The sequence below is a fragment of the Actinokineospora alba genome, assembly GCF_004362515.1.
Classification (GTDB): Bacteria; Actinomycetota; Actinomycetes; order Mycobacteriales; family Pseudonocardiaceae; genus Actinokineospora; species Actinokineospora alba.
In genome coordinates, this window is the sequence record NZ_SNXU01000001.1 from 6,937,176 (window position 1) to 6,961,664 (window position 24,489).

The following is a 24,489-nucleotide window of genomic DNA, read 5'->3' on the forward strand; positions in this document are numbered from 1 at the left end:
GACGCCATGGCGGACCTCCTCCGCGACTGGCTGCCCGCGCAGCGGTGGTTCGCCGCGAAGGACAGCGTGATCCAGCGGGTGAGCACCGTGCGGGAACACGTGCTGCGCGACGCCGACCCGATGCTGGTGCACGCGGTGGTGGCCGTCGACTTGGACGCGGAAACCCAGCACTACCAACTGTTGCTGGGGCTGCGGCCGAGCCTGCCGGAGCAGCTCGCGCACGCCGCGATCGGCCGCCACGACGGCATGGCCGTCTACGACGCGGTGCACGACGCGGAGGCGCTCAGCCTGCTGCTGGGGCTGATCGCGGCCGAACGCGAGGTCGGCGAGCTGCGGTTCACCCCGGAACCGGGGGTGCGGCTCGACCCGGACCTGCGGCCGCGGCCGGTGCTGGCCGAGCAGAGCAACACCTCGGTCGTCTACGGCCAGCAGTACATCCTCAAGCTGTTCCGCCGCGTCTCCCCCGGCGACAACCCGGACGTCAGCCTGCACCGGGCGCTGCACTCGGTGGACTCCGAGCACATCGCCACCCCGCTGGGCGGACTCCGGGCGCCACTGCTCGGGGTCGACACGGATCTGGCGTTCCTGCAGGAGTTCCTGCCCGCCGCGGCCGACGGCTGGCCGATGGCCACGGCGAGCGTGCGAGACCTACTCGCGGGCACGGGCGGCGACGCGGCCCGGGTCGGCGGGGACTTCGCGGCCGAGTCGTACCGGTTGGGACAGACGGTGGCCGCCCTGCACGCGGATCTGCGGACCGCGCTCGGGGAGACGGTCACCGATTCCGTGCACGCGACCGAACTCGCCGCCACCATGCACCGCAGGCTCGACCGCGCGCTGACCCGCGCCCCGGAGTTGGCGCGGCACGAGGCCGACATCCGGGCGGTGTACGACCAGGTCGGCAGCGCGCGCGGTCCGATGCGGGTGCAGCGAATCCACGCGGACCTGCACCTGGGGCAGGCGTTGCGCACCCCGGCGCGGTGGGTGGTGATCGACTTCGAGGGCGAGCCCGCCGCGTCGAGGCAGGACCGGGAGACGCCGTGCTCGCCGCTGCGGGATGTGGCGGGGATGCTGCGGTCGTTCGACTACGCGGCCAACCACCTCCTGGTGGGCTGTGGTCCCGCCGGTGGCCTGCACGAGCAGGCCCGGCTGTGGACCGAGCGCAACCGGACCGCGTTCTGCGATGGTTACGCGGATTTGGCCGAAGATCCACGGGCCGACTCCGCCCTGCTCGCCGCGTTCGAGTTGGATAAGGCCGTGTACGAGGTGGCCTACGAGCGCACCCACCGGCCCACCTGGGTCGGGATTCCGCTCGCCGCCGTCGATCGACTCCTAGGAACCGCGCCATGACCAAAGCCCTGGCCAACGTCCACCTCACGATCGACACCGCGGCGGCGCCGCTGTCCGCCGACGACCTGGGCAGACTCCTGGCGGGCGCGCACCACGACCCGCATTCGGTGCTCGGGCCGCACCCGGTCGCCGAAGGCACCGCTGTTCGGGTGCTGCGCCCCGGCGCTCGTGAGGTGCGCGTGCTCACCGAGGAGGCGACGTACCGGCTTCGCGATCTGGGCGGGGTGTTCGCCGGGGTGGTCCCGCTGGTGCTCGAGGACTACCGCCTGGCGGTGGTGTACCCGGAGAGCACCGTCGAGGTCGACGACCCGTACCGGTGGCTGCCCACGGTGGGCGAGTTCGACCTGCACCTCATCGGCGAGGGCAGGCACGAGCGGCTGTGGGAGGTGCTCGGCGCGCATCCCCGGCGGTTCGACACGGCGGCGGGGCCGGTCGAGGGAACGTCGTTCGCCGTGTGGGCGCCGACGGCTCGCGGCGTGCGGGTCACCGGCGACTTCGACCACTGGGACGGGCAGGCGACACCCCTGCGGTCACTGGGTTCCTCGGGCGTGTGGGAGCTGTTCGTGCCCGGCGTCGGCCCGGGAACCCGCTACAAGTTCCGCATCCTGGGCGCCGACGGGAACTGGCATGAGAAGGCCGACCCGATGGCGTTCGCCACCGAGGTCCCGCGCGCGACAGCGTCGGTGGTCTTCCAGTCGGTGCACCAGTGGCACGACGACGAGTGGATGGCCCGGCGGGCGGCGACGGAGTGGTCCTCGGAGCCGGTCAGTGTGTACGAGGTCCACTTGGGATCGTGGCGGCCCGGGTTGTCCTACCGGGAACTGGCGACGGAACTCGGCGAGTACGTCTCGCGGCACGGGTTCACCCATGTGCAGCTGATGCCGGTGGCCGGGCACCCGTTCATCGGGTCGTGGGGCTACCAGGTCACTTCGTACTACGCGCCCACCCCACGCTTCGGGTCGCCGGACGACTTCCGCTACTTCGTCGACCACCTGCACGCCCTGGGCATCGGGGTCCTGGTCGACTGGGTCCCCGCCCACTTCCCGCGCGACGAGTGGGCCCTGGCCCGGTTCGACGGCAGCACGCTCTACGAACACGCCGACCCCCGACGCGGCGAACACCCGGACTGGGGAACGCTGATCTTCGACTTCGGCAGGCCCGAGGTCCGCAACTTCCTGGTCGCCAACGCCCTGTTCTGGCTCGAAGAGTTCCATGTGGACGGACTCCGGGTCGACGCGGTCGCCTCGATGCTGTACTTGGACTACTCCCGCGAAGACGGCCAGTGGTACCCGAATGAACATGGTGGCCGGGAAAACCTCGACGCGGTCAGCTTCCTCCAGGAACTCAACGCGACGGCCTATAAGAACCACCCCGGAATCATGATGGTGGCGGAGGAGTCGACCTCCTGGCCGGGCGTCACGCGGCCGACCCACCTGGGCGGGTTGGGGTTCGGCTTCAAATGGAATATGGGCTGGATGCACGACACCCTCAGGTATCTGGCCCACGACCCGATGTACCGCTCCCACCACCACGACGAAATGACCTTCTCGCTGCTCTACGCTTTCAGCGAGAACTTCATGCTCCCGCTCTCGCACGACGAAGTGGTGCACGGCAAGGGCTCTTTGTGGAACCGAATGCCGGGCGATGAGTGGAACAAGGCTGCGGGATTGCGGGCGCTGTACGGCTTCATGTGGGCACACCCCGGCAAGCAACTCCTGTTCATGGGCGGGGAATTCGGCCAGACCGGCGAGTGGTCGGTGGAAGCGTCCCTTGAGTGGCCCCTCCTGGACTCCCCCCACCACGCGGGCCTGTCGCGGCTGGTGACTGACCTGAACCAGACTTATCGGGACACGCAAGCGCTTTACAGCGTGGACGGAACCCCAGAAGGCTTCTCCTGGATCGCGGCGGATGACTACAAGGGCAATGTCCTGTCCTTCGCCCGCATCGGCACAGACGGCTCGGTCCTGGTGTGCGTGGCGAACTTCGCCGGAATCCCCCACCACAACTACCGCATTGGCCTCCCAACGGGCGGACAGTGGCACGAGGTACTGAACACCGATGACATAACCTATGGCGGATCCGGGGTAATCAACCCGGAGATCAAGGTGGAAACGATCGAGTGCCACGGCCGCCAGCACTCAACAGAACTCTCACTTCCCCCATCAGGCGTGATCTGGCTGGCACCGACCGACTAGGCACTAAACGCAAGGGGCCCAACAGAACGGCCTGTTTGGGTGGTTCGCCTTGATTCGGGGGAAATGGGGCTAAACTTTCGGCGCGGGTGGGTTTCACCTCCCCACCCTCTTTGCCCGCGCAGCCCCATTTCGAGGGGTCCCCGAATCAAGGCGAACCACCCAAACAGGCACCCCAAGCCCCAAGCCGCCCCAGGCACCCCAAGCCAAACGTCCGCAAGCACGACGAGGTAGAAGCAAGGTAGAAAGGACGTCGTGGCAAACCGAATCAAATACGTCCTAGTCCGAGCCTTCCAACGCCGAATCCTCAACCCCCTCGTCCGAGCGATGGCCAAGCGAGACATCCTCCCCCCATCCACAGCCATCCTCGAAACAACAGGCCGTAAAACCCGGAAACCACGCCAGATCCCCGTAACCAACGGCACCATCGGCGACACCTTCTGGATCGTCGCCGAACACGGCCGCAAAGCCGACTACGTGCGAAACCTCATCGCCAACCCCCGAGTGCGAGTCAAAGTGGGACGCACCTGGCGCGAAGGCACCGCCCACGTCCTCCCCGAGGACGACGCCCGTGCCCGTTCCAAGCAGCTCCCACACCAGGTCAACCAGCGCACGGTCCGCATCGTCGGCACCGACCTCCTGACCATCCGCATCGATCTCGAACCCTGAGCGCGACCTGCTAAGAAGAGCGCATGAACTGGGAAATCGTGGAGTCCGGCCCCATCGACGCGGCGCACTCTGTGTTGTTGCTGCCGGGTGGGATGTGCACCGCGGCCTTCTATCAGGATCTGATGGCCGAACCGAGTCTCACCGGGGTCCGCTTGGTCGCCGCGACCCTGCCGGGTTTCGGTGGCACTCCCCCGCCCGAGGATCTCGGCCTCGAGAACTACGCCAGGCTCGCCGCGGGCCTGGCCGCGGAACATGGCTGCGACGCGGTGGTGGGCCACAGCTTCGGGGCCAACGTCGCCATGGAGATGGCTGTGTCGGCCGGATTCACCGGTCCGCTGGTGCTACTCGCACCGAGCCTGTCCCGCGGCGACGCGGCGATGCCCCTTCGGGTGTTGAACCAGCTCGGGAAGGTGTTGGGGCATCTGCCCTACATCGCGGCGCTCAAGGCTTTGGAGCCAGCGCTGAAGAAAGAGGTCTCCCCGGAACGCCATGCGACGCTGGCCGCCGAGATCCGGCGGAACGATCCGCGGGTCAACCGGCGTCAGGTCCGCGCGTACCTGGAGCACCTGGACGGGCAGGGCGCGGGGCCGCTCTGCGCGAGCGGCGTGCCCGCATGGCTGGTGTTCGGTGAGAAGGACGACGTGGGTTTGACCGACGACGAGCGGTCGACGCTCGAAGCCTGTGCCCAAACGAAGGTGGTCATGGTGCCCGGTGCCGGTCACATGACGCTGACCTCGCACCCGACCCTGGTGGCCGAGATCCTGCTCGAGGCCCTCGCCTCGGTGGACTGACGCGAAAGCCCGTGGCCCGCACGAGGTGCGGGCCACGGGCTTTCGTCACAGGGTCAGGGTCCAGGTGTCCAGGACGCCTGTGTCCGCGTTTGCCGCGTCTTGGACCCGCAGGGTCCAGGTGCCGTTGCGGACTTCGTTGGACAGATTGACGGTGTAGGTCTTGTCGATGTTGTGCGTGCCGCTTCCGGTGCGGTTGTGCAGGACGTACGCGGTGCCGTCCGGTGCGATCAGGGACACCACCAGGTCACCGATGTAGGTGTGTTTGATGTGGACTTCCACTGTGGACGTCGCCGACGCGTTGCCGGTGCAGCCGGACATCGCGATCGTCGAGTTCACCGTGGTGTTGTCCGGGATGGCCACGTCGGTGCCGTTGGTGTTCGTGCAGCCGCCGCCGACGGTGTTCACCGTCAAGGTGAACGTGGTGCTCCGGGTGGCCGAGGTGGCCGCTCCGGTGATGGTCACCGTGTAGGTGCCCGCCGGGGTGGACGCCGAGGTGGCGATCGTCGCGGTGGACGAGTTGCCCGCGGTGACCGACGCCGGGCTGAACGACGCCGTGGCGCCCGCGGGGAGACCGCTGGCGCTGAGCGTCACCGATTCCGCCGTGCCCGAGACCACCGCGGTGCTGACCGTGGTCGTCGCGGACGCGCCCTGGTTCACCGTGGCGGTGGCCGGGGACGCCGAGAGCGAGAAGTCGTTGCTCGGGGTGGAAGTGGGTCGGATCTGGTAGATGCCGAGGCCGTAGGTGGCCGCCGTCAGCACGGTCTGGCCCGAGGACACCGAGGTCTCCAGGTCCGTCACCGGCACCACCGGCAGGTTGGTGCCGATCGGCGCCCAGTTCGCGCCGCCGTTGGTCGAGGTGAAGGCGCCGACATCTGTTCCCGTGTACAGGATGTTGCGGTTCTGCGGGTCCAGGACGATGTCGTTGACCGGGGCGTCGGGCAGGTTGCCCGAGATCGGGGTGTAGGTCGCGCCGCCATCGGTGGTCTTGAACAGCTGCGCGACGCTGGAGCCGTTGCGGTAGCTGGAAAGGGCGATGTAGGCGAGGTTGGCGTCGGTGGGGTCGACGGTCACCCGGGTGACGTACCTGGTGGGCAGGCCCGCGGTGATGTCGGTCCACGTGGTGCCGGTGTTGCGGGTGACCCACAGCTTTCCGTCGTCGGTGCCCGCGTAGATCACCCGGGCGTCGGACTTGGACACGCCGATCGCGCTGACCGTGCCCCATGTCGTGGTGGTCAGGGTCGGGCTGATGACGCTGAAGGTCCCGGCCGAGTTGGTCGAGCGGTTCACCCGGTCTCCGGCGTAGTACACGATCGCCGGGTTGGTCGGGTCGAGCACGACGGGGGTGAACCAGTTGCGCCTGCTCGATGTGGTCGAGCCGAACGCCGACATCGAGTTGCCACCGTTGGTCGACCGGGCGCAGCTGCCGTTCTGCGAGCAGGCGTAGACCTTGAGGTGGTTGGTCGGGTCGATCACGTTCGCCAGACCGTCACCGCCGTAGTACTCGCCCCAGCCCGCCCACGAACGCACGGAACCGTTGTCCTGCAAGCCGCCGTTGATCCTGGTGGGGTCCTGCTGGGAGACGCCGACCGAGTAGAACTGCATGTTCGACAGGTTCTGGCTCTTGGTCCAGGTGCCGCCGAGCGAGCCGTTCTGCGTGGAGCGGTAGACGCCGCCGTCGTTGCCGATGTAGACCTTGTTGGCCACTGACGGGTCGAACGCGACCGAGTGCTGGTCGACGTGGAACGAAGAGCCGTTGCTGGTCCAGCTGCCGCCCGCGTTGGAGGACTCCAGCATCGGCACGCCCGGGACCCAGATGTGCTGCGACGCCGTGGGGTCGACGAAGATCCGGCCGAACCACCAGCCGTAGCTCGACTGCGAGCTGCTCAGCGACGAGGTGCTGGTGATCTTCGTCCAGGTGACGCCGCGGTCGGTGGAGGTCCAGAAGCCGAGGAAGTTGCCGGGGGTGTCCGCGGCGATGACGTACATCCGGTTCGGGTCGCTCTTGGCGACCGCGACGCCCATCCGGCCCAGGTTGCTGCTCGACGCCGGGAGCCCGCCCGCGAGGCGGGTCCAGGTGGCGCCGCCGTCGGTGGAGCGGTGGATGCCGGAGCCGGTGCCGCCGTAGACCCGGCCCGCGGGGGTGCGGGTGTGGTCCCACATGGCGGTGTAGATCGCGTTGGAGTCGGCCGGGTTGATCGAGACGTCGATGGCGCCGGTGGTCGTGTTGGCGCCCGCGAGGACCTGCGTCCAGGTCGCCCCGCCGTCGGTGGTTCGGTAGACACCGCGTTCGCCGCCCGGCTGGTAGAGCTTGCCCGCGGCGGCGACGAAGACGCGGTTGGAGTTGTTCGGGTCGACGGCGATGCGGCCGATGCGGTCGGTGCCGGTCAGGCCGAGCGCCGTCCAGGTGGCGCCGCCGTCGGTCGACTTGTAGACCCCGTTGCCGGGGAAGGAGTACGACGCCGAGCCCGGGTTGCCCTCACCGGTGCCGACGTAGATCGTGCCGTTGGGTGCGACAGCCACCGCGCCGACCCCCTGGGGCAGGTCGCGACCCCACGAGTAGGCGAAGGTCACGCCGCCGTCGGTGCTCTTCCACAGGCCGCCGGACGCGGCGCCCGCGTAGATCGTGTTGGCCCGGGTCGGGTCGGGCGCGATGTCGGAGACGCGGCCGCCGAGGCCGGGGCCGAGCGACTGCCACGAGGCGGCGGCTTGCAGGGCGCCCCGCTCGTGACCGGCTTGGAGGTTCTTCGCGTGCCCACGCGCGCGCGAAAGGTTGCTTGCCAGGTCGACCGTGGGGTCCGGGAACAGCCGCTGGCGGGCGAACCACTCGTCCGCGCCCGCGGGTCCCGCGGCGTCCGCCTCGACCGCCATCACGCCGATCACCCGGTCCGCCTCGTTCGGCGTGGCCGCGGCGGGCAGAGCAATTATTCCCATTCCCATTAACAGTGCGAGCGCACTTCTGGACCGCTTCATGACGACCTTCCCTCGCGATACGGCGTTGCAGAGACGCCGGGCGTCATGCTGAGGCAAGGGAGGTGATGTTGGATAGGACCAAACCGACCAATCCGGCATTCTGATTATTGCCGGTCTTCCATTGTGTTAACGCCGATCGTGTGTCACGGTTCCACCGGCCACGGACGCGCCGCGTCCTTCTTTCGTTGTCAGGAGCGGCATCGGCGATGAACACCAGGTCGCTCGGCGCGGTCGCCGTGACGCTGGTGTTCGGCGCGTCGCTGGTCCTGCTGCTGTCGGGGTCGCTGCACGAGCCGGGCGGGCCGCCGCCGCTGACCCCGGACCTGGTGCCGGACCCGCTGTCCACCAAGGGGTACACGGAGGCGACCGCGCTCGGCGCGTTGGCCCAGGCAACGCTGAACTCGGTGCTGGTGTGCGTGATCGCGGTGCCACTGAGCGTGCTGGTCGCGGCTACCGCCGGGTTCGCGCTGAGCCAGGTAGCGCCGCGGGTGGCCCGGCCGGTCATCGCGTTGTCCCTGGTGGCGCTGATGGTGCCGGCGATCTCCCTGCTGGTCCCCCGGTTCGCGCTGTTCCGCGCGCTGGACCTGACCGGCACGCTCGCGCCGCTGGTCGCGCCCGCTCTGATCGCCACTTCCCCGCTGTACCCACTGGTTTACTACCTGGCGTTCCGCGCGGTGCCGAGCGAGCTGTACGACGCGTGCAGGCTGGAGGACATGTCGCCGCTGCGCGTGTGGTGGCGGGTCGGGATGCCGTTGGTGCGCCCGGTGACCGCCGGTGTCGCCGCGCTGACGTTCGTGCTCACCTGGTCGAACTTCCTCGACCCGCTGGTGTTCCTCTACGAACGCGACACGTTCACCCTGCCGCTGGCGCTGCGGTCGCTGGCGACGCTCGACCCGAGTGACTTCCCGGTGTTCCTCGCGGGCGCGGTGCTGGCCACCGCCCCCGCGTTGCTGGTTTCGCCGTCGCGCAACGAGGTTTGCGACTCAGGAAGGACGAAGGATGAGGTTGGTGCGGGCCCTGGCCGGGTTTGCGGCCGCGGCGCTGGTGGCGACGGGCTGCGCGTCGAGCGCGGGCGACCCCGGTCCGGCGGGCGAGGTGAGCCTGCTGGTGTTCGGCGACCCGCACGAACTCGCCGCCTACCGCAAGCTTGAGGCGGCGTATGAGAAGGCGGTGCCCGGCGCGGACCTGCGGCTGATCGAGGCGAGCGACCGCAAGGACCTGATCACCCGGCTCTCGACGTCGATCGCGGGCGGCAAGCCACCGGACCTCTTCCTGATGAACTACCGCTTCTACGGCCAGTTCGCGAAGCGCAACGCCATCGAACCGGCACACGACCTGCTGGAACGCTCGACCGCGATCCACGCCCGCGACTTCTATCCCCAGGCGCTGTCGGCCTTCCAGGTCGACGGCAAGCAGCTCTGCATGCCGCAGAACATGTCCAGCCTGGTCGTGTACTACAACAAGGCGCTGTTCGCGAAGCACGGCGTCGCCGAGCCGAAGGCGGGCTGGGGCTGGCACGACATGGTGGCCACCGCGGCCGCGCTCACCCGCGACGCCAATGGGGACGTCGTCAAGGGCGCGGACCCCGACGCCACGCCCGGCACGCCCGTGCCGACCGGTCCACCGCCGGTTTCCTACGGCCTGGGCCTTTCGCCGGAAATCATCCGACTGGCGCCGTTCATTTGGTCCAATGGCGGCACTCTTGTGGACGACGAGAAAAGGCCGACGCGATTCGCGTTGGACGAACCCGCGATCGAGGCATTGTCGGAATTCATCGATCTGCGTGGGAAACACGGTGTGGTCCCGACAGATCAAGAAGTGGAGAGCCAGGACGACGAGGCCCGGTTCGCCGCGGGCGGACTCGGCATGCTGATGTCGTCGCGCCGCTCCACCACCACGTTCCGAAAGATCACCGGCTTCGAGTGGGACGTGGCGCCGCTGCCCGTGCACCGCACGCAGGCCACCGTCCTGCACAGCGACGCCTACTGCGTCACCAAGGGCTCGACGAACAAGGCAGGCGCGTGGCGGTTCGTGGAGTTCGCGCTGGGCAAGGAGGGCGCCTCGATCATGGCCGAGACCGGGCGGACCGTTCCGTCCTCCGTCGAGGTGTCCCGGTCCCCCGCGTTCCTCGACCCGACGAAGCCGCCGCGCAGCGCACAGGTGTTCCTCGACTCCATCCCGGCTATCCGCGCCACGCCCGCGGTGTCGACGTGGCCGGAGATCGAGGATGTCGCCAACGGCATCCTGGAGAACGCCCTGTACTACGGCCACGCGCCACGCGAGGTCGCCCGTCAGCTCGACGAGCAGACCCGGTCCCTGTTCGAGCGCGGCAGATGACGGCCGGGCTGGAGCTGGTCGGCGTCCACGCGGCGCACGGCAAAGCCGAGGTGCTGCGCGGAATCGACCTGACGGTGCCGAAAGGTGAGCTGCTGGTGCTGCTCGGCCCGTCCGGTGCGGGCAAGTCGACCCTCCTGCGGGTGATCGCCGGGCTGCACCCGGTGTCGGCGGGCGCGGTGCGGATCGACGGGCGGGACGTGACCGCGCTGAGCCCTGGTCAGCGGGACGTGTCGATGGTGTTCCAGGCGTTCGCGCTGTTCCCACACCTCAGCGTGGCCGACAACATCGGTTTCGGACTCCAGGTCCGCGGCATGGGCAAGCGCGAGGTGCGGCGCCGCACCGAGGTGGCCGCGGCCATGGTGGGCTGCGAGAAGGTGCTCGACCGGCGGCCCGAGCAGCTCTCCGGTGGCGAGCGCCAACGGGTCGCGCTGGCCCGGGCGCTGGTGCGTGAGCCCGCCCTGTTCCTCCTGGACGAACCACTGTCCAATTTGGACGCCGAACTGCGGGTGCGGACCCGCACCGAGCTGCGGGCGCTGCACGACCGGGTCGGGGCGACCATGGTGCACGTGACCCACGACCAGACCGAGGCGCTGGCCATCGGCGACCGGGTCGCGGTCCTGCGCGACGGCCGGATCGAGCAGGTCGGCACCCCGGACGAGATCTGGCGGCGGCCCGCGACGGCGTTCGTGGCCGGGTTCGTCGGGTCGCCTGCCATGAACTTCCTGCCCGGCGACGGTCCGTGGCGGGTGCCTGGGGCCGTTGCGGGGCAGCAGGTCGGCGTTCGCCCGGAGTCCCTGCGGCTCGACACCTCCGGCGATGGCTTGGCGGCGACGGTCACCGGCGCGGAGGTGATCGGTGAGGACGCCTGGGTGCGGCTGCGGATCGAGGGCCACGCGCTCGTGGCTCGGGTGCCCGCGACCACGCGGCCCGAGATCGGGGCACGGGTGGTCGCCCGCGCGGACGCCGCCGACCTGCACGTGTTCGACGCCGACGGCAGCCGGGTCGGCTGATGCTGTCCACGGAGACCGAGCCGGCCGACGCCTTGGTCGTCGACACCCCCGAACCCGCCCGGAAGCCTGCCGGATTCCTGCGGTCCCGCAAGGTGCAGCTCGCACTCATGCTGGCGCCGTTCCTGCTGGGTCTGACGGTGCTGGTGATCGGGCCGGCGCTGGTCACGTTCGCGCTCGCGTTCGCCGACTACGACCTGATCGAGACCGTGCGGTGGATCGGGTTCGACAACTTCGTCGAACTGGCGGCGAGCACGGCGTTCCACGAGGCGCTGCGCAACTCGCTGGGCTTCGCCGCCGTCGCGGTGCCGCTGCGGCTGCTGATCGCCCTGGGGCTGGCACTGCTGCTGCACCGGCGCGCGCCGGGGGTCGGAACAGCCCGGACGACCGTCACCCTGCCGTCCGCGGTGCCCGAGGTCGCGTACGGCCTGCTGTGGCTGTGGTTGCTCAATCCGATGTATGGGCCGGTCAACCAACTCCTGCGGCTGTTCGCCGAGCCCGACTCGATCCCGAACTGGCTGACCGACCCGGCCGACGCCAGGGCCGGGATCGTGCTCATGAGCCTGTTCACCATCGGGGAGACGTTCGTCGTCCTGCTGATCACCCGCCGGGCGCTGCCCCCGCACGTGTACGAACTCGCGGCGATCGAAGGAGCCACCGGATTCCAGGTGTTCCGCCGGGTGACGCTGCCGCTGATGGCGCCGGTGCTCGGGCTGCTCCTGCTGCGGGACACGATCCTGAGCTTCCAGTTCTCCTTCGTTCCCGCCCTGGTGGTGACCGACGGCGGCCCACCACCGTACGCGACCACCTACCTGCCACTCTTCGTCTACCGCAACGCCTTCGAGTACCTCCGCTACGGCTACGCCGCCGCCGCGACCCTGGTCATGCTGGTGTGCACCGGGATCGCGGTGTTCCTGCAGTGGCGACTGATCCGGCGATATCGGTCGCGCTATGACTGGTGATCAGACCGTAACGACTCCGCGCGGTTGCTCGATGACCGATCGTGACCCATGGCCGATTATGGATCTTCCTGGTGGTGCTGCTGGCGGCGTCCATGGCACCGCTGCTGCTGCTCGACCTTGACCGGGCCGGGCAGCTCGCGAGCGCGTTGGCGCTGCCGCTGGCGGTCCTCATCTATGCCCTGTCGACGATTCCGCTCAAGGGCAAGGGCGCCATCCCGTGGCGGAAGCTGTCGGTGGTCGGCGCCATCGTGATCGCCGCACTCGGCGGGACCGGTGTGCTGTATGCGGCCTGGCAGAACACCCGGGACCTGCCGGTCGACTTCCCGGACGGCGAAGGAGGGACCTGGAAGGACGGTTACCACGTGCTGGTGCCGGTTCCGGGGAGCCCGCCCGAACGCGGCCGCCTCACCATGTCCGCGACTTTGGACAACGTCAACAAGACCGGCGACTGCGAGCAGACGGCGACCCTGGAGTACACGCCGGTGCTCGACGGGCGCCCGCAGCCGTCGACATCGGCCGAACCCGGTCGGGAAGTCGACCTTTCGCTGGCGGGCGTGGTCAAGAAGGCCGAAGTCAGGATCACGCTGCATTACGACTCCGGCAACACCAACTGTGCGGTGAACCTCTACCTGGGCGAGGCGGTCCTCCATGATTAGACGCACCACCGCGGTCCTGCTCGTCCTGGCGCTGGTCGGATGCGGGGCGCAGGCGGACGAGCCGCTGTTCGGCAAGACCGTGAACGTCGGCGTGGCACCCAGTTCTCCCGGTCTGGGCGTCGGTGACAGTGCGGGCAACCGCAGCGGGTTCGACCACGACCTGTCCAACTGGCTCGGCGAGCGTCTCGGGTTCACCCCCGTCCCGGTGGTGGTCCTCGCACGGGACCGCGAGGCCGAACTGGGGCGCGGCACGGTCGGGATGGTGGTGGCCACGTACTCGATCACCGACGATCGCAAGGAGTTGGTCGGCTTCGCCGGTCCGTACCTGCTCAGCCAGCAAGGTGTCATGGTGCGGACCGACGACAAGGACAAGTACCGCACGCTGTCCGACCTGAGCGGCAAGACCCTGTGTGTCACGGCAGGCTCGACGTCGGCCAAGCAGGCGCGTGAGCTCGGCTTCCCCGTGTCCCTCGCGGAGAAGGAGGTCTACGAGCAGTGCCGCCTTGCCCTGCACGCCAACCAGGTCGACGCGATCACCACCGACCAGCTGATCCTCTACGGCCTCCAGCAGGTCGACTCCGACACGTATGTGATCCCGGACATCACCTTCGGCCAACAGGAGCGCTACGGCATCGGCCTGCCCAAGGGCGACAAGGCCAAGTGCGAGGCCGTCACCGCGAAACTCAAGACCTTCCTGAACGACGGCTACTGGGAAAGGTTCTTCGCCTCCAATCTGCCGAACGTCCCTACCGCCGGGCACAAGCCGAACGTGAACAAGATGAACCCCTGCTGACTACTTGAGGTAGAGCTGGTCGATCACGTCCTGATAGTGCTCCTGAATGACCGCGCGGCGGATTTTGAGGGTGGGCGTGAGTTCGCCGGTGGCCACGGAGAAGTCGGCCGGGAGGATGGCGAAGTCGCGGATGCGTTCCGGGGGCGCGTAGTTCTCGTTGGCCGCCGCCAGCAGGTCCTCGATGATCCGGCGGATCTCCGGGTGGGCCGCGGGGTCGCCGTCGACGGCGTTCTCGGTGGCCCAGCGGGAGGTCTCGTCGGGGTCGAGGGTGATGAGGGCGACCGGGTACGGCCTGCGGTCGCCGATCATGACCGCGTTCGCGACCCAGCGGGACTGGCGCAGGTCGTTCTCCAGGTTGGCCGGGGTCAGGTTCTTCCCGCCGGCGGTGATGATGATGTCCTTCTTGCGCCCGGTGATGAACAGGTAGCCGTCCTCGTCGACCCGGCCGAGGTCGCCGGTGTGCAGCCAGCCGTCGATGAGGGTTTGGGCGGTGGCGTCGGCGTTGTGGTGGTAGCCGGGGAAGACGTTGTCGCCCGCGACCAGGACCTCGCCGTCGTCGGCGATGCGGACGGTGATGCCGGGCAGGGGCTTGCCGACGCTGCCGTAGCGGACCTCGCCCGGGGAGTTCGCGGAGATCAGGGCGGTGGACTCGGTCATGCCGTACGCCTCGTAGATGGGGATTCCGCTGCCCGCGAAGAACTCCAGGATCTCCGGAGCGATCGGCGCCGCACCGGTGAGGGCTTCGCGGATGCGCCCGCCCAGCGCGGAGCGCACCAGCTCTTGAGCCTGCTCCGTGGTGGTCCCGGACCGCTCGATCTGGTCGCGCACCATGCCGTAGGCCTTCTCGAACAGTCGCGGCACCGACGGCAGGTGGGTGGGCTGGACCTCCATCAGCTCCCCGACGACCGCACTGATGTCACCGCCGAAGTACACCAGGGTGGCGCCGCACTCGAAGGTGGTCAGCTGGACCATCCGGGCGAACAGGTGCGCCAGCGGCAGATACAGGTAGATCGTGTCGCCCTCGCTGAGCGTGGTCCGCTGTTCGATCGCGTCGAGCGAGGCGCGCCAGTTGCGGTGGGTGAGCACGCAGCCCTTCGGTGGGCCGGTCGTTCCCGAGGTGTAGACGATGGTGTTGGCCGTGTCCGGGTCCACCTCGACCTCGCCGACCGTCCCGCTGCGGGCGATGACGTCATCCAAAGTGGACACACCGGGCCGTTCGACGACATCGATCACGATGACCGTGCGCAGCAGCGGCAGCCGCTCGCGCACCGCGTCGATCCGGTCGAGGTGCTCGGCCTGCTCACAGATCACCGTCGTGGCACCGGAGTCACCGATGACCCAGGCGCACTCCTCGGCGGAGTTGGTGGGATACACCGGCACCGACACCGCGCCGAGTGACGCGATGGCCAGGTCGCAGACCGTCCACTCGGGACGCGTCTCGGCGAGGAGGGCGACCCGATCGCCCTGGACCACCCCTTCGGCGGCCAGCCCGGCGGCGACCGCGCGGACTTCCGCGGCCAGTTCGGCGTAGGTCCGCTCGACCCACTGGCCCGCCGCGCGGTAGCGCAGCGCGGGCAGCGGCCCATAGGTGGCCCCAGCCCAGTCGGCGAGCCCGCCGAGGGTGGCGGGACGGGTGTCGGTGTCCGGCATGTGCGCACTCCTTCAGTCTGTTGTGGACGAAGGCGGCCGCGGTGGTGGACGCCCAGCACACCCACCACCGCGACCACCGCCCCCGGGGGAACTAGCAGGACGACTTGGTGGCCTTGCCGCCGAATCGGTCGCCCAGCCAGTTCAGAGCGTTGGTTCCCCACGCCGAGATCGCGACGATGTGGCCCGCCAGCGGAATCGGCGTCCATTGCAGGTCCGCGCCCACCGCGCAGTAGCGGTCACGCAGCTTCTTGGCTCCCGCGTAGGGAATCAGCTCGTCGACGGTCCCGTGGTAGAGGTAGACCGGTGCCGCGGGCTTCACCGTGCCGAGCTTGTTCTCGACCAGCCGGGCCTGCCAAGCCGGGTGGTTGATCAGGTCGGGCGTCGTGGTGAGGTCGTTGAGCCGGGTGAACGGCGCGGTGAGCGCCAGCTGCGCGACACACGAGTTGCGCACCTTCTCCGTGACGTCCTTGCCGCGCTGGTTCAGGTGCTCGGCGAACGGCAGCTCGGGGTACGCGGTCGAGTACCCGATGGCCGCGGCGACGACCAGGCCGGAGCCCGGCCCGCCGTTGTTGAACGCGGCGACCTCGTTGAGGTCCGACGGCACACCGCCTTCCGCGATCCCGACCAGCTTCAGCTCAGGGGCGTACGTGGCCTGCAGTTCGCCTGCCCAGGCCGCCGCTTGGCCGCCCTGCGAGTAGCCGAATGCACCGATGGGGGCGTTCGGCGACAGCTGCGCCTCCGGCAGCCGGGTGGCGGCCCGGGCGGTGTCGAGCAGCGCGCGCCCTTCGGACTGGCCCACCGCGTACGTGTGGGTACCAGGCGTGCCGAGACCTTCGTAGTCGGTGACCGCGACCGCCCAGCCCTTGAACAGCGCCTGGGCCAGGAACGCGATCTCGACCTCGGTGCCCTCACGCAGGTGGTAGGAAGGCGCGCATTCGTCGGCCATGCCCTGGGTTCCCATGGCGTAGGCGATCAGCGGACGCGGCCCGGTCCCGGTCCAGGCCGTCGGCGGCACGAGCACGGTGGCGGAGACGGCGTTCGGCGTCCCGGTGGCCGAGGTCGAGCGGTGCAGCACCTGGTACGCCTTGACCGGCGCCGGAAGGATGCGGAACGGCTCGGGGTGCCAGTCGACCTTGCGGCTGCGGATCACGTCGCCGGGCGCGCCTGCCGGAAGCGGGTCGGGGGCGGTGTAGAAGGGGTCCTGCGACGGAACGGGCAACTCCTCGGCGGCGTGCACGACGGGAGCGACACCTCCCGCCACCAGCGCCAACGCGGCGAGAGAGGTGATCAAAGCGGTTCGGCGGGCCATGCTGCCTCCGGAAAGTGGAAAGCTTGATTTCCGGAATGTAGAACCGGCCGAGTACAGTGACAACCCCGATTACCACTTTGTGTCCGCCGGATGAACGGGAGTCGCCATGACCCGGGTGAAACGCGCCTACGCGGGCGTCGAGGGCGGACAGCGCAAGGCCGAACGCCGCGAGCGGCTGCTGCTGGCAGCACTGGACCTGTTCACCGCGCGCGGCTACCAGCAGACCAAGATCGTCGACTTGTGCACGGTGGCAGGCGTATCCACCCGCAACTTCTACGAGGAGTTCCAGGCCAAGGAACAGCTACTGCTGGCCCTGCACCGCCGGATCAACGCCGAGGCCCTGCGCCGAGTCACCGCCGTCCTCGACACCATCGCCGACGCCGACGTGGTCACCCGGGTCTCCACCCTCCTCGACACTTTCGTCGCGAGCGTGACGGCCGACCCGAGACTGCCCAAGCTCGCCTACGTCGAGGCGGTCGGCGTCAGCGTGGACATGGAGCGACAGCACCGGGAGTGGCTGACCCACTGGGCGAAGTTCATCGAGTCCGAAGCCCGCCACGCGGCAGAACAGGGCGTCGCCCCCGACCGCGACTACCGCCTGACCGCCATCGCGCTGGTCGGCGCCATCACCGGTTTGCTCCGCGAATGGCAGGCACACACTCCACCCCTGGCGGCCGACGAGATCGCCACTGAGATCAGGGGCCTGATGCTCGCGGCCATCACCCGTCCGGTGTGACCACAGTGGCCGTACCCTGCCGGGATGGGTAAGAGCTTCCAGGAACTGGACTGGCGCCAGACGCCGCTCGGCGAACTGATGCTGCGCAGGCGGTGGGACCGCACGTTCGAGAAGGACGTCTTCGAGATCAAACTCAACGACGAGTTCCTGATGTCAAGCCTGTTCACCGTCGCCGAGGAGGAAGTCGCCCGACACGCGCTCGCAGAACTCAGCGGCACAGACTTCGACGTGGCCGTCGGCGGTCTCGGGCTCGGCTACACGGCACTGACGGTGCTGGAAGACCCACGGGTGCGGTCGCTGGCGGTGATCGACGCACTCGGCGAGGTGATCGAGTGGCACGAACAAGGACTGATCCCGGCGGGAACAACACTGACCGCCGACCCCCGGTGCACTTTGGTACACGGCGACTTCTTCGCGATGGTGCGCGACCCGAAAGAGTCCCCTTTGGACCAAAAGTTCGACGCGATCATCGTTGACATCGATCACTCACCACGACACCTGCTACACCCGAGCAACGCGGACTTCTACGAACCAGAGGGAATAGCAAGGCTGGCAGACCTACTCAGGCCTGGCGGAGTGTTCGGCCTCTGGTCGAACGACCCACCGGACACCGAGTACGTGGCAGCGCTGGAGCAGAGCTTCACGAACGTCAAAGCGGAGATCGTAAAATTCGCCAACCCGCTACAGGAACGCGAAGCCACTGCCACTGTCTACGTTGCGACGACCGCCAAATAAGCCCGAACCCACCAGAACGCAACGGGCCAGCACCACCTGCCTGTTTGGGTGGTTCGCCTTGATTTGGGGTGAAATGGGCCTAAACTCTCGCGGCGCGGGGCAGTTTCTTCACCCTGCCCGCTTTACCCGCGCAGGCCCATTTCCGGGGTCCCCAAATCAAGGCGAACCACCCAAACAGGCACCCCGCGAATCAGCCGTCGGTCGTCCCACCTGCGCCGCCGCCGGTCGCGCCACCACCACCATCAGGCCCACGATTCCCAGGCCCGTTAGGCGCCCCACTGGAAGCTCCAGAAGCCCCCTCCACAGAATCCATCGACGCGTTCAAATCAGCCCGCATCGCCTCGACCGACGTCTGAAACGCCTTGCAGATAGCAATGATCGAACTCACTGCCCGATGAACGGCTTCCTCCGCCGCCGCACTCTCCCCGGTCACGTCATCCCAGAACCCGCCGTCCAGCACCACCGACACAGCCGGGTCGGTGCTCTGCGCGATCTCCAGAATCTGCCCGCCCGACTCCTGGGCCAGCTTGTCCATCGACTCGCCGATTTCCCGCACCTTGTCGGACAAGAGGAGCAGCCGCTGCTTTTCCGCCTGCAGCTCCGCGAGTTCCTTGTCCGCCTGCTGCTGCGCCGCGTCCGACGAATCGCCCGACGAACTCTCGGCGTGCTGCGACTGGGCCGCCGAGTGTTCCTCGATCGCCTTGTCGAGCGCCTTCACCGCCTTGTCGATCTGCTCGGCATAGGCGTAGATCGACTCGGGCTGGTAATCGATCTGGCGGATCGCGTCGACCGGGTCCGGTGCGCCGATCTTGGCGGCCGCCGCGGCGAGCCGGGTGCAGCCTTGCATCGCCTGCTGAATAGCCGGGTGGCTCACAGACCCTCTCCTGACCGCTCGACGCCCTGCGTGTTGTCCGACTCGGCGCGGTCGAACGCGTCGGCGTTGGCCTCGATGCCGGTTGCGAGTTCGACCAGACCGGTCTGGCGCCTGCTGACGCTTTCGCGGCGGCGGCCCATGATGTTGTCCAGGTCGGCCGCGAGCATCGGTCCCGGCCCCGAGATGCCGAAGGTGCCCTCGGGCACCGTGGCCGCGTCCAACTCGCCCCGCGCGGAGCCGACCTGTTCGCCCGCGCTGCGGAACCCCTTGGCGGACCCGCGCATTCCGGTCGTATCGGCCCGGAATCCTGTTCCAGTCACCACTTCCCCCTTCTACTTCGTTCCCAGGTAGTACGAACGCCGCTCGGCCACCAGCTCACGGGCGTTGCGCTGGGCGGCCGACGCGGCCTGCAACACCGCGTTCGCCAGCACCGCGGGGTCGACCCGGCCCACCAGCGAGGCGTTCACCGCGACCTCGATCACATTCGCCGAGGTGTCCACCCCGACCTCGACCAGCTCGCCCGCGTCCCGGCCGTACACGACGCGCTCGGCCAGATCCCGTTTGAGCGCCAGCCTGGCCTGGTCGAGTCGTTCGGCCTTCGCGGCCATCTCCTCCAGCGAGGGCAGTTCACTCATCAGTCCCCAGATCGGTTTCGCGGTTCTGTCAGTTTCCGACGGAGATCATCCGCACGGGGTTCCATCTTGCCTAACGTATTCTGGGTTTTGTGCACACCTCGGCGAACGGCTACTGGGTGCGGGCCCGCGCGGGCGATCCGCCGCCCCGCCCGCCGTCGCCGAGCCCGGTCGAGCCGAAATGGGTGCGGGCGACCACGAACGCCCCCGCCGTGACCCGTCCACGCGTGATCCGTGAGGACGAACCCGAGTCGCCCCGAACCTGGCTGGTCGACTCCTTCGACCTCCCGGCATCGCGCCGGTAAGGTCCCGGCCGAAACCCGCCACACCAGACCGGGTCAGGGTTACCCTCGACCGAACCTATCGCAGCGTTCTCGCTGGTAGATGATCTGGGGAGCATGGATGGCCGACGGTGCGGGCGCGAGCCGGGTGCCGGTCGAACTGACCAGTTACGTGGGCAGGCTCGAAGAGGCGGCACGGGCCAAGCGGATGCTGGATTCCGGGCACCTGCTGACCCTGAGCGGCACCGGTGGCGTGGGCAAGACTCGACTGGCGGGCCGGGTGGCCGCCGATGTCGACCAGCTCTTCCAGGGCGACGTGGTGTTCGCCCGACTCGCCGAGTTGCGCGACGCCGAGTTGCTGCCGGACCTGGTGGCCGACGCGCTGGGACTGCGCGACCAGTCCGGGCGCACCTCGACCTCCGTGGTGATCGAGCACCTGCGGAACCGGCGGATGCTGTTGCTGCTGGACAACTGCGAGCACCTGGTCGAGGCGTGCGCGAAGTTCGTCACCGCGGTGCTGCGGGAATGCCCACACGTGTCGATCCTGGTCACCAGCAGGCAGTCCATCGGCGTGTCCGGCGAGCAGATCCTTCCCGTTCCGCCGTTGGCGACCCCGGTCGCCGACGACGTTCGATCACCGGCCGACCTGGAGAAGTTCGACTCCGTGCGGCTCTTCGTCGACCGGGCGCGCTCGGTCGTGCCGACGTTCGAGGTGACCGACGACAACTTCGCCGACGTGGCCCGGCTGTGCCAGGACCTCGAAGGGCTGCCACTGGCCATCGAGCTCGCCGCGGTGCGCGTGCGGTCGCTGTCGGTGCGACAGCTGACCGAGCGCCTCACCGACCGGCTCGCGCTGTTGACCAAGGGCAGGCGGACGGCCCCGCGCAGGCAGCAGACGCTGCGGGCGACCATCGACTGGAGCTACGGCCTGTGTTCGGCGCCGGAGCAGCTGATGTGGTCCCGGGCCGCGGTGTTCTCCGGCACGTTCGGCCTGGCCGCGGCCGAGCACGTCTGCGGCGGCGCGGGAGTCGACCCCGATGACGTGCTGAACCTGGTGGACGGGTTGCTGGACAAGTCCATCCTGGTTCGCGAGGAGCAGGGCGGCGAGGTCCGCTACCGGATGCTGGAGACCCTGCGCGAGTACGGCCTGGACCGCTTGGACGAGGCCGCCGACCGGCAGCGGGTGAGTGAGCGGCACCGTGACTGGTACGCCGGTCTGGCCGACCGGTTCGAGCGCGCGTGGATCGGCCCGGACCAGGTGCCGCTGATGGCGGCGCTGCGCCGGGAGTACCCGAACATCCGGGTGGCGCTGGACTTCTGCTTCACCGCCCCCGGCGAGGCCGCGGCGGGCGTGCGGATGATCGCCAAGATCATCGACTTCTGGTCGGTCAGCGGCCTGTTCACCGAGCTTCGGGTCTGGATGGACCGGGCCATGGCCACGCTGCCCGACGACGCGCCGGAGCGGGTGACCGCGCTGCGGATCGACGGCTGGACGGCGCTGTTCCAAGGCGACGCCAAGTCCGTCGTCGACCGGTTCGGCACGGCGGGCGAGCTGCTCGCGCGCAGGCCCGACGAGGTCGAAGCCGCCTACGTCGCGGCGGGCTGGGGCGTGACGGCGGTGTTCAGCGGCGACCCGGCCGCCGCGGTCCCGCTGACGAAGACCGCGTGGGACGGCTTCCGCGCGCACGGGGTCCGACGTGGCGAGTCGTTCGTCCCCACCCCCTACGGACTCTCCGTCGGCCTCACCGAGGACTACCAGCGGGGCCGCGCCGTGCTCCAGGAGATCATCGCCCGATGCGCCGAACTGGGCGAGACGCACTGGCGGTCGTGGGCGCTGTGCTGCCTGGGATTCCTCGACATGAAAGCCGTCCGCGACGCCGACCTGGCCGACACGATCGGCAGGCAGGCGCTGCGGATGGCGCACGAGGTGGGCACCGTGGAGGTCGAGGCGTTCACCACGGAGACCTTGGCCGCCGTCGCCGCGCACAAGGGTGAGCACGTGCGGGCGGCGACCCTGCTGGGCATCGCCGAGACCGGGTGGACGGCGATGGGCACGACACCCGCGGCCTACGTGCCGCTGTTCGAACTCCGCGAGGAGTACGCCGCGCATACCCGCGAGGCGCTGGGCGACACGGCGTTCGAGCGGGCGGTCGCGCTGGGCCGAGCGCTGCCCCCCGAGGCCGGCCTGCGCTACACGCTGAACGAAACCGAGCCCGCCGCGGCGCCCGCGCCCGACTCCGGGCTCACCAAGCGCCAGACCCAGATCGCCGAGCTGGTCGCCGAAGGCCTGACCAGCAAGGAGATCGCCCACCGGCTGGTGATCTCGCAGCGCACCGTGGAGTCCCATGTGGACTCTATCCGCACCAGGCTCGGCTTCCACACCCGCTCGGAGATCGCCGCCTGGGTCGCGCGCCGCGACCACTGAACCGTCGCGGCATTGCGCCGGGCGTCCGTTTACGGCAGGTTGACGCCCGGAGCGCCGGGAAGTCTGGTCGGCACACCCACCTCACGAGAGGTGGGCTGTTGGTGTCGACCGGGGGTTTCCCATGGCGCTCGTCTTGCCCGCGGAGCGGATCTCGCACCTGAACGCGGGCGGCTGGGCCGTCACGGTCCCGGCGATCCCACGACCACGTCTTCGATCCGGTGACCGGCGTCAGTGGCGTCCGGAGTGGCGCCCGACCAGCCGCACAGCGAGCACACCCACCAGGAACACCGCGATGATGACGATGGTGCCCGTCAGTCCGGACGACGTCGAAGGTGGCCGAGATGCGCGCACGTGATCTTGCCGAGGAATACCCCCTGGTCCAGGTGACCGACAGCGCCCTGGTCGCCGCGGAGCTGATCGCCCAGCAGCGTCGGCCCGGGGTCGTCGTGGTCGACGCGGACAACCACCCGGTGACCGTGCTGCCCGGGTCGCAGGTGCTCCGGTTCATCGTCCCCGGCTACGTCCAGGAAGACCCGTCGCTGGCCCGGGTGTACGACGAGCGCGGCGGCGCGGAGGCGTGCGTCGGCAAGCTCTCCGGGCGCACGGTCAAAGAAGTGCTTCCGCCGCAGGAGAAGCGCTACGAACTGCCCCTGGTCTCCGGTGACGCCACCGTCATGGAGTGCGCGGCGATGATGGCCCGGCTGCACAGCCCCCTGCTCCTCGTCGCCGACGGCGACACGATCCACGGCGTCCTCACCGCGTCGCACCTGCTCGACGTCATCCTCAAGACCAACCCGGGGCCCGGCGAATGAGCGTCAGCCAGATCCTCTCCATCGTCGTCTTCGTCGGCGCCTACACCCTGATCGCCACCGAACGCGTGCACCGTGTCGCGGCCGCCCTGGGTGGCGCGGCGCTGATGCTCGCGCTCGGGCTGACCAACGGCGAGACGGCGTTCCACTCCCTTGACGCGGGCGTCGACTGGAACGTGGTGTTCCTGCTGCTCGGGATGATGGTCATCGTCGGGGTGATCAAGCAGACCGGCCTGTTCGAGTACCTCGCCATCGCGGCGGCCAAGCGGGCCAAGGGCAAGCCGTACGCGGTGCTGGTGATGTTCGTGGTCATCACCGCCGTCGCCTCCGCGGCCCTGGACAACGTCACCACGGTGCTGCTCATCGCGCCGGTCACGTTCCTGGTGTGCGACCGGCTCGGCCTCAACCCGATCCCGTTCCTGATCGCCGAGGTCCTGGCGTCCAACATCGGTGGCACCGCGACCCTGATCGGCGACCCGCCCAACATCATCATCGCCAGCCGCTCCGGGCTCACGTTCAACGACTTCCTGATCCACCTCGCGCCGTTCGTGGTCGTGCTGATGGCCGTGTTCGTGCTGGTCTGCCGATGGATGTTCCGCAGCGCGTTCAAGTACGACGAGAAGCGCGTGGCCGAGGTCATGGCGCTCTCGGAGCGCGAGGCGATCCGGGACAAGACGCTGCTCTGGCAGAGCATGATCGTGCTGGCCCTGGTGCTGGTGGGGTTCGTGCTGCACAGCGCCCTGCACCTCGACCCGTCTGTCGTGGCGCTGCTGGGCGCGGGCGTGCTGGTGCTGATCTCGAAGATCACCACCGAGCAGGCCATCGCCGACGTCGAGTGGGAGACCCTGGTCTTCTTCATGGGCCTGTTCATCATGGTCGGCGCCCTGGTGAAGACCGGGGTGATCGACAAGGTCTCCCAGGCGCTGGCCGACGGGGTCGGCGGCGAGCCGCTGCTCGCGGTGATGGCGCTGCTCGGCCTCTCGGCCGTGCTGTCGGCCATCGTCGACAACATCCCGTATGTGGCGACGATGTCGCCGATCGTCAGCGACCTCGTCGCCGCCCAGGGCGGTACCCCGCAGGCGGAGTCGCTGTGGTGGTCGCTGGCCCTGGGCGCCGACCTCGGCGGCAACGCGACGGCCGTGGGCGCCAGCGCGAACGTGGTCATGCTCGGCCTCGCCGCCCGCAACGGCACGCCGATCAGCTTCTGGCAGTTCACCCGCTACGGCATCGTCATCGCGACACTGTCCGTGGTGTTGGCCGCGCCGTACCTCTGGCTGCGCTACTTTGTCCTCGCTTGAGTCCGATCGGGTGACA

Annotated in this window: 22 protein-coding genes; 16 read left to right on the top strand and 6 right to left on the bottom strand. The window is 69.0% G+C overall.

Annotated elements, in window-relative coordinates; translation table 11 throughout:
- The first annotated feature begins 6 nt into the window (after nucleotides 1–6).
- The 4 genes from C8E96_RS31245 (at nucleotide 7) to C8E96_RS31260 (ending at nucleotide 4,999) form a co-directional block, all read left to right on the top strand.
- Nucleotides 7–1,347 carry a maltokinase N-terminal cap-like domain-containing protein gene (locus C8E96_RS31245; RefSeq protein ID WP_091381430.1) on the top strand — a complete coding sequence of 447 codons (1,341 nt, stop codon included), beginning with the start codon at nucleotides 7–9 and terminating at the stop codon, nucleotides 1,345–1,347.
- Complete coding sequence (gene glgB, locus C8E96_RS31250) at nucleotides 1,344–3,542, top strand: 1,4-alpha-glucan branching protein GlgB (RefSeq protein ID WP_091381030.1); 2,199 nt, start codon at nucleotides 1,344–1,346, stop codon at nucleotides 3,540–3,542. The genes C8E96_RS31245 and glgB overlap by 4 nt, the downstream gene beginning before the upstream one ends.
- A gap of 324 nt (nucleotides 3,543–3,866) precedes the next feature.
- Nucleotides 3,867–4,208: a nitroreductase/quinone reductase family protein gene (locus C8E96_RS31255; protein ID WP_091381032.1), complete on the top strand. Its 342-nt coding sequence runs from the start codon at nucleotides 3,867–3,869 to the stop codon at nucleotides 4,206–4,208.
- Between the two features lie 23 nt (nucleotides 4,209–4,231).
- On the top strand, nucleotides 4,232–4,999 hold the full coding sequence (locus C8E96_RS31260) for an alpha/beta fold hydrolase (protein WP_091381035.1): 768 nt from the start codon (nucleotides 4,232–4,234) through the stop codon (nucleotides 4,997–4,999).
- A gap of 45 nt (nucleotides 5,000–5,044) precedes the next feature.
- Here C8E96_RS31260 and C8E96_RS33795 read toward each other — a convergent pair whose 3' ends face one another.
- Nucleotides 5,045–7,930: a VPS10 domain-containing protein gene (locus C8E96_RS33795; RefSeq protein WP_133794919.1), complete on the bottom strand. Its 2,886-nt coding sequence runs from the start codon at nucleotides 7,928–7,930 to the stop codon at nucleotides 5,045–5,047.
- Nucleotides 7,931–8,175: 245 nt separating this feature from the next.
- Between C8E96_RS33795 and C8E96_RS31270 the strand changes: the two genes are divergently transcribed.
- The 6 genes from C8E96_RS31270 to C8E96_RS31295 are packed head-to-tail and all read left to right on the top strand — an operon-like array spanning nucleotide 8,176 to nucleotide 13,724.
- On the top strand, nucleotides 8,176–9,120 hold the full coding sequence (locus C8E96_RS31270; protein ID WP_228770130.1) for a carbohydrate ABC transporter permease: 945 nt from the start codon (nucleotides 8,176–8,178) through the stop codon (nucleotides 9,118–9,120).
- On the top strand, nucleotides 9,077–10,306 hold the full coding sequence (locus tag C8E96_RS31275; protein WP_267463846.1) for an ABC transporter substrate-binding protein: 1,230 nt from the start codon (nucleotides 9,077–9,079) through the stop codon (nucleotides 10,304–10,306). The genes C8E96_RS31270 and C8E96_RS31275 overlap by 44 nt, the downstream gene beginning before the upstream one ends.
- Complete coding sequence (locus C8E96_RS31280) at nucleotides 10,303–11,316, top strand: ABC transporter ATP-binding protein (RefSeq protein WP_091381041.1); 1,014 nt, start codon at nucleotides 10,303–10,305, stop codon at nucleotides 11,314–11,316. Before C8E96_RS31275 ends, C8E96_RS31280 begins: the two co-directional genes overlap by 4 nt.
- Entirely contained in the window at nucleotides 11,316–12,275 is a 960-nt protein-coding gene (locus C8E96_RS31285; protein ID WP_228770131.1) for a carbohydrate ABC transporter permease, read from the top strand. The genes C8E96_RS31280 and C8E96_RS31285 overlap by 1 nt, the downstream gene beginning before the upstream one ends.
- A 41-nt stretch (nucleotides 12,276–12,316) precedes the next feature.
- On the top strand, nucleotides 12,317–12,931 hold the full coding sequence (locus C8E96_RS31290; RefSeq protein WP_133794921.1) for a hypothetical protein: 615 nt from the start codon (nucleotides 12,317–12,319) through the stop codon (nucleotides 12,929–12,931).
- On the top strand, nucleotides 12,924–13,724 hold the full coding sequence (locus C8E96_RS31295) for a transporter substrate-binding domain-containing protein (RefSeq protein ID WP_091381045.1): 801 nt from the start codon (nucleotides 12,924–12,926) through the stop codon (nucleotides 13,722–13,724). The genes C8E96_RS31290 and C8E96_RS31295 overlap by 8 nt, the downstream gene beginning before the upstream one ends.
- On the opposite strand, the gene C8E96_RS31300 is transcribed toward C8E96_RS31295, so the two are convergent.
- Both C8E96_RS31300 and C8E96_RS31305 read right to left on the bottom strand, forming a co-directional pair.
- Nucleotides 13,725–15,374, bottom strand: a complete 1,650-nt coding sequence (locus C8E96_RS31300) for an AMP-dependent synthetase/ligase (RefSeq protein WP_091381047.1) — start codon at nucleotides 15,372–15,374, stop codon at nucleotides 13,725–13,727.
- Between the two features lie 91 nt (nucleotides 15,375–15,465).
- Nucleotides 15,466–16,683 (bottom strand): lipase family protein, encoded by a 1,218-nt coding sequence (locus C8E96_RS31305; protein ID WP_091381049.1) that lies wholly within the window; start codon nucleotides 16,681–16,683, stop codon nucleotides 15,466–15,468.
- 115 nt (nucleotides 16,684–16,798) lie between these two features.
- Between C8E96_RS31305 and C8E96_RS31310 the strand changes: the two genes are divergently transcribed.
- Both C8E96_RS31310 and C8E96_RS31315 read left to right on the top strand, forming a co-directional pair.
- Entirely contained in the window at nucleotides 16,799–17,419 is a 621-nt protein-coding gene (locus C8E96_RS31310) for a TetR/AcrR family transcriptional regulator (RefSeq protein WP_407642689.1), read from the top strand.
- 24 nt (nucleotides 17,420–17,443) lie between these two features.
- The gene (locus C8E96_RS31315) at nucleotides 17,444–18,154 is read left to right on the top strand and encodes a spermine/spermidine synthase domain-containing protein (RefSeq protein WP_091381054.1); all 711 of its coding nucleotides are present in this window, start codon (nucleotides 17,444–17,446) and stop codon (nucleotides 18,152–18,154) included.
- A 190-nt stretch (nucleotides 18,155–18,344) separates the two neighbouring features.
- Here C8E96_RS31315 and C8E96_RS31320 read toward each other — a convergent pair whose 3' ends face one another.
- Genes C8E96_RS31320 through C8E96_RS31330 form a run of 3 tightly spaced genes read right to left on the bottom strand, consistent with a single transcriptional unit; the run spans nucleotide 18,345 to nucleotide 19,663 of the window.
- Nucleotides 18,345–19,028 carry a hypothetical protein gene (locus C8E96_RS31320; protein ID WP_091381056.1) on the bottom strand — a complete coding sequence of 228 codons (684 nt, stop codon included), beginning with the start codon at nucleotides 19,026–19,028 and terminating at the stop codon, nucleotides 18,345–18,347.
- Nucleotides 19,025–19,348 (bottom strand): hypothetical protein, encoded by a 324-nt coding sequence (locus C8E96_RS31325; RefSeq protein WP_133794923.1) that lies wholly within the window; start codon nucleotides 19,346–19,348, stop codon nucleotides 19,025–19,027. The genes C8E96_RS31320 and C8E96_RS31325 overlap by 4 nt, the downstream gene beginning before the upstream one ends.
- 12 nt (nucleotides 19,349–19,360) lie before the next feature.
- Nucleotides 19,361–19,663: a YbaB/EbfC family nucleoid-associated protein gene (locus C8E96_RS31330; RefSeq protein WP_091381061.1), complete on the bottom strand. Its 303-nt coding sequence runs from the start codon at nucleotides 19,661–19,663 to the stop codon at nucleotides 19,361–19,363.
- An 89-nt stretch (nucleotides 19,664–19,752) separates the two neighbouring features.
- On the opposite strand from C8E96_RS31330, the gene C8E96_RS31335 reads away from it, so the two are divergent.
- From C8E96_RS31335 to C8E96_RS31350, 4 genes are all read left to right on the top strand, one after another.
- A complete protein-coding gene (locus tag C8E96_RS31335) occupies nucleotides 19,753–19,965 on the top strand; it encodes a hypothetical protein (RefSeq protein ID WP_091381064.1) in 213 nt (70 codons plus the stop codon).
- 97 nt (nucleotides 19,966–20,062) lie between these two features.
- Nucleotides 20,063–22,366 (top strand): ATP-binding protein, encoded by a 2,304-nt coding sequence (locus C8E96_RS31340; protein ID WP_166658182.1) that lies wholly within the window; start codon nucleotides 20,063–20,065, stop codon nucleotides 22,364–22,366.
- Between the two features lie 341 nt (nucleotides 22,367–22,707).
- The gene (locus tag C8E96_RS31345) at nucleotides 22,708–23,178 is read left to right on the top strand and encodes a CBS domain-containing protein (protein WP_091381434.1); all 471 of its coding nucleotides are present in this window, start codon (nucleotides 22,708–22,710) and stop codon (nucleotides 23,176–23,178) included.
- Nucleotides 23,175–24,473: an ArsB/NhaD family transporter gene (locus C8E96_RS31350; protein WP_091381069.1), complete on the top strand. Its 1,299-nt coding sequence runs from the start codon at nucleotides 23,175–23,177 to the stop codon at nucleotides 24,471–24,473. Before C8E96_RS31345 ends, C8E96_RS31350 begins: the two co-directional genes overlap by 4 nt.
- The last annotated feature ends 16 nt before the right edge of the window (nucleotides 24,474–24,489 follow it).

Coding starts and splice junctions, on each gene's coding strand:
- C8E96_RS31245 (WP_091381430.1), top strand. CDS start 7: ATGGCGGACCTCCTCCGCGACTGGCTGCCCGCGCAGCGGTGGTTCGCC.
- glgB (WP_091381030.1), top strand. CDS start 1,344: ATGACCAAAGCCCTGGCCAACGTCCACCTCACGATCGACACCGCGGCG.
- C8E96_RS31255 (WP_091381032.1), top strand. CDS start 3,867: ATGGCCAAGCGAGACATCCTCCCCCCATCCACAGCCATCCTCGAAACA.
- C8E96_RS31260 (WP_091381035.1), top strand. CDS start 4,232: ATGAACTGGGAAATCGTGGAGTCCGGCCCCATCGACGCGGCGCACTCT.
- C8E96_RS33795 (WP_133794919.1), bottom strand. CDS start 7,930: ATGGGAATAATTGCTCTGCCCGCCGCGGCCACGCCGAACGAGGCGGAC.
- C8E96_RS31270 (WP_228770130.1), top strand. CDS start 8,176: ATGAACACCAGGTCGCTCGGCGCGGTCGCCGTGACGCTGGTGTTCGGC.
- C8E96_RS31280 (WP_091381041.1), top strand. CDS start 10,303: ATGACGGCCGGGCTGGAGCTGGTCGGCGTCCACGCGGCGCACGGCAAA.
- C8E96_RS31285 (WP_228770131.1), top strand. CDS start 11,316: ATGCTGTCCACGGAGACCGAGCCGGCCGACGCCTTGGTCGTCGACACC.
- C8E96_RS31295 (WP_091381045.1), top strand. CDS start 12,924: ATGATTAGACGCACCACCGCGGTCCTGCTCGTCCTGGCGCTGGTCGGA.
- C8E96_RS31300 (WP_091381047.1), bottom strand. CDS start 15,374: ATGCCGGACACCGACACCCGTCCCGCCACCCTCGGCGGGCTCGCCGAC.
- C8E96_RS31305 (WP_091381049.1), bottom strand. CDS start 16,683: ATGGCCCGCCGAACCGCTTTGATCACCTCTCTCGCCGCGTTGGCGCTG.
- C8E96_RS31315 (WP_091381054.1), top strand. CDS start 17,444: ATGGGTAAGAGCTTCCAGGAACTGGACTGGCGCCAGACGCCGCTCGGC.
- C8E96_RS31330 (WP_091381061.1), bottom strand. CDS start 19,663: ATGAGTGAACTGCCCTCGCTGGAGGAGATGGCCGCGAAGGCCGAACGA.
- C8E96_RS31340 (WP_166658182.1), top strand. CDS start 20,063: ATGGCCGACGGTGCGGGCGCGAGCCGGGTGCCGGTCGAACTGACCAGT.
- C8E96_RS31345 (WP_091381434.1), top strand. CDS start 22,708: ATGCGCGCACGTGATCTTGCCGAGGAATACCCCCTGGTCCAGGTGACC.
- C8E96_RS31350 (WP_091381069.1), top strand. CDS start 23,175: ATGAGCGTCAGCCAGATCCTCTCCATCGTCGTCTTCGTCGGCGCCTAC.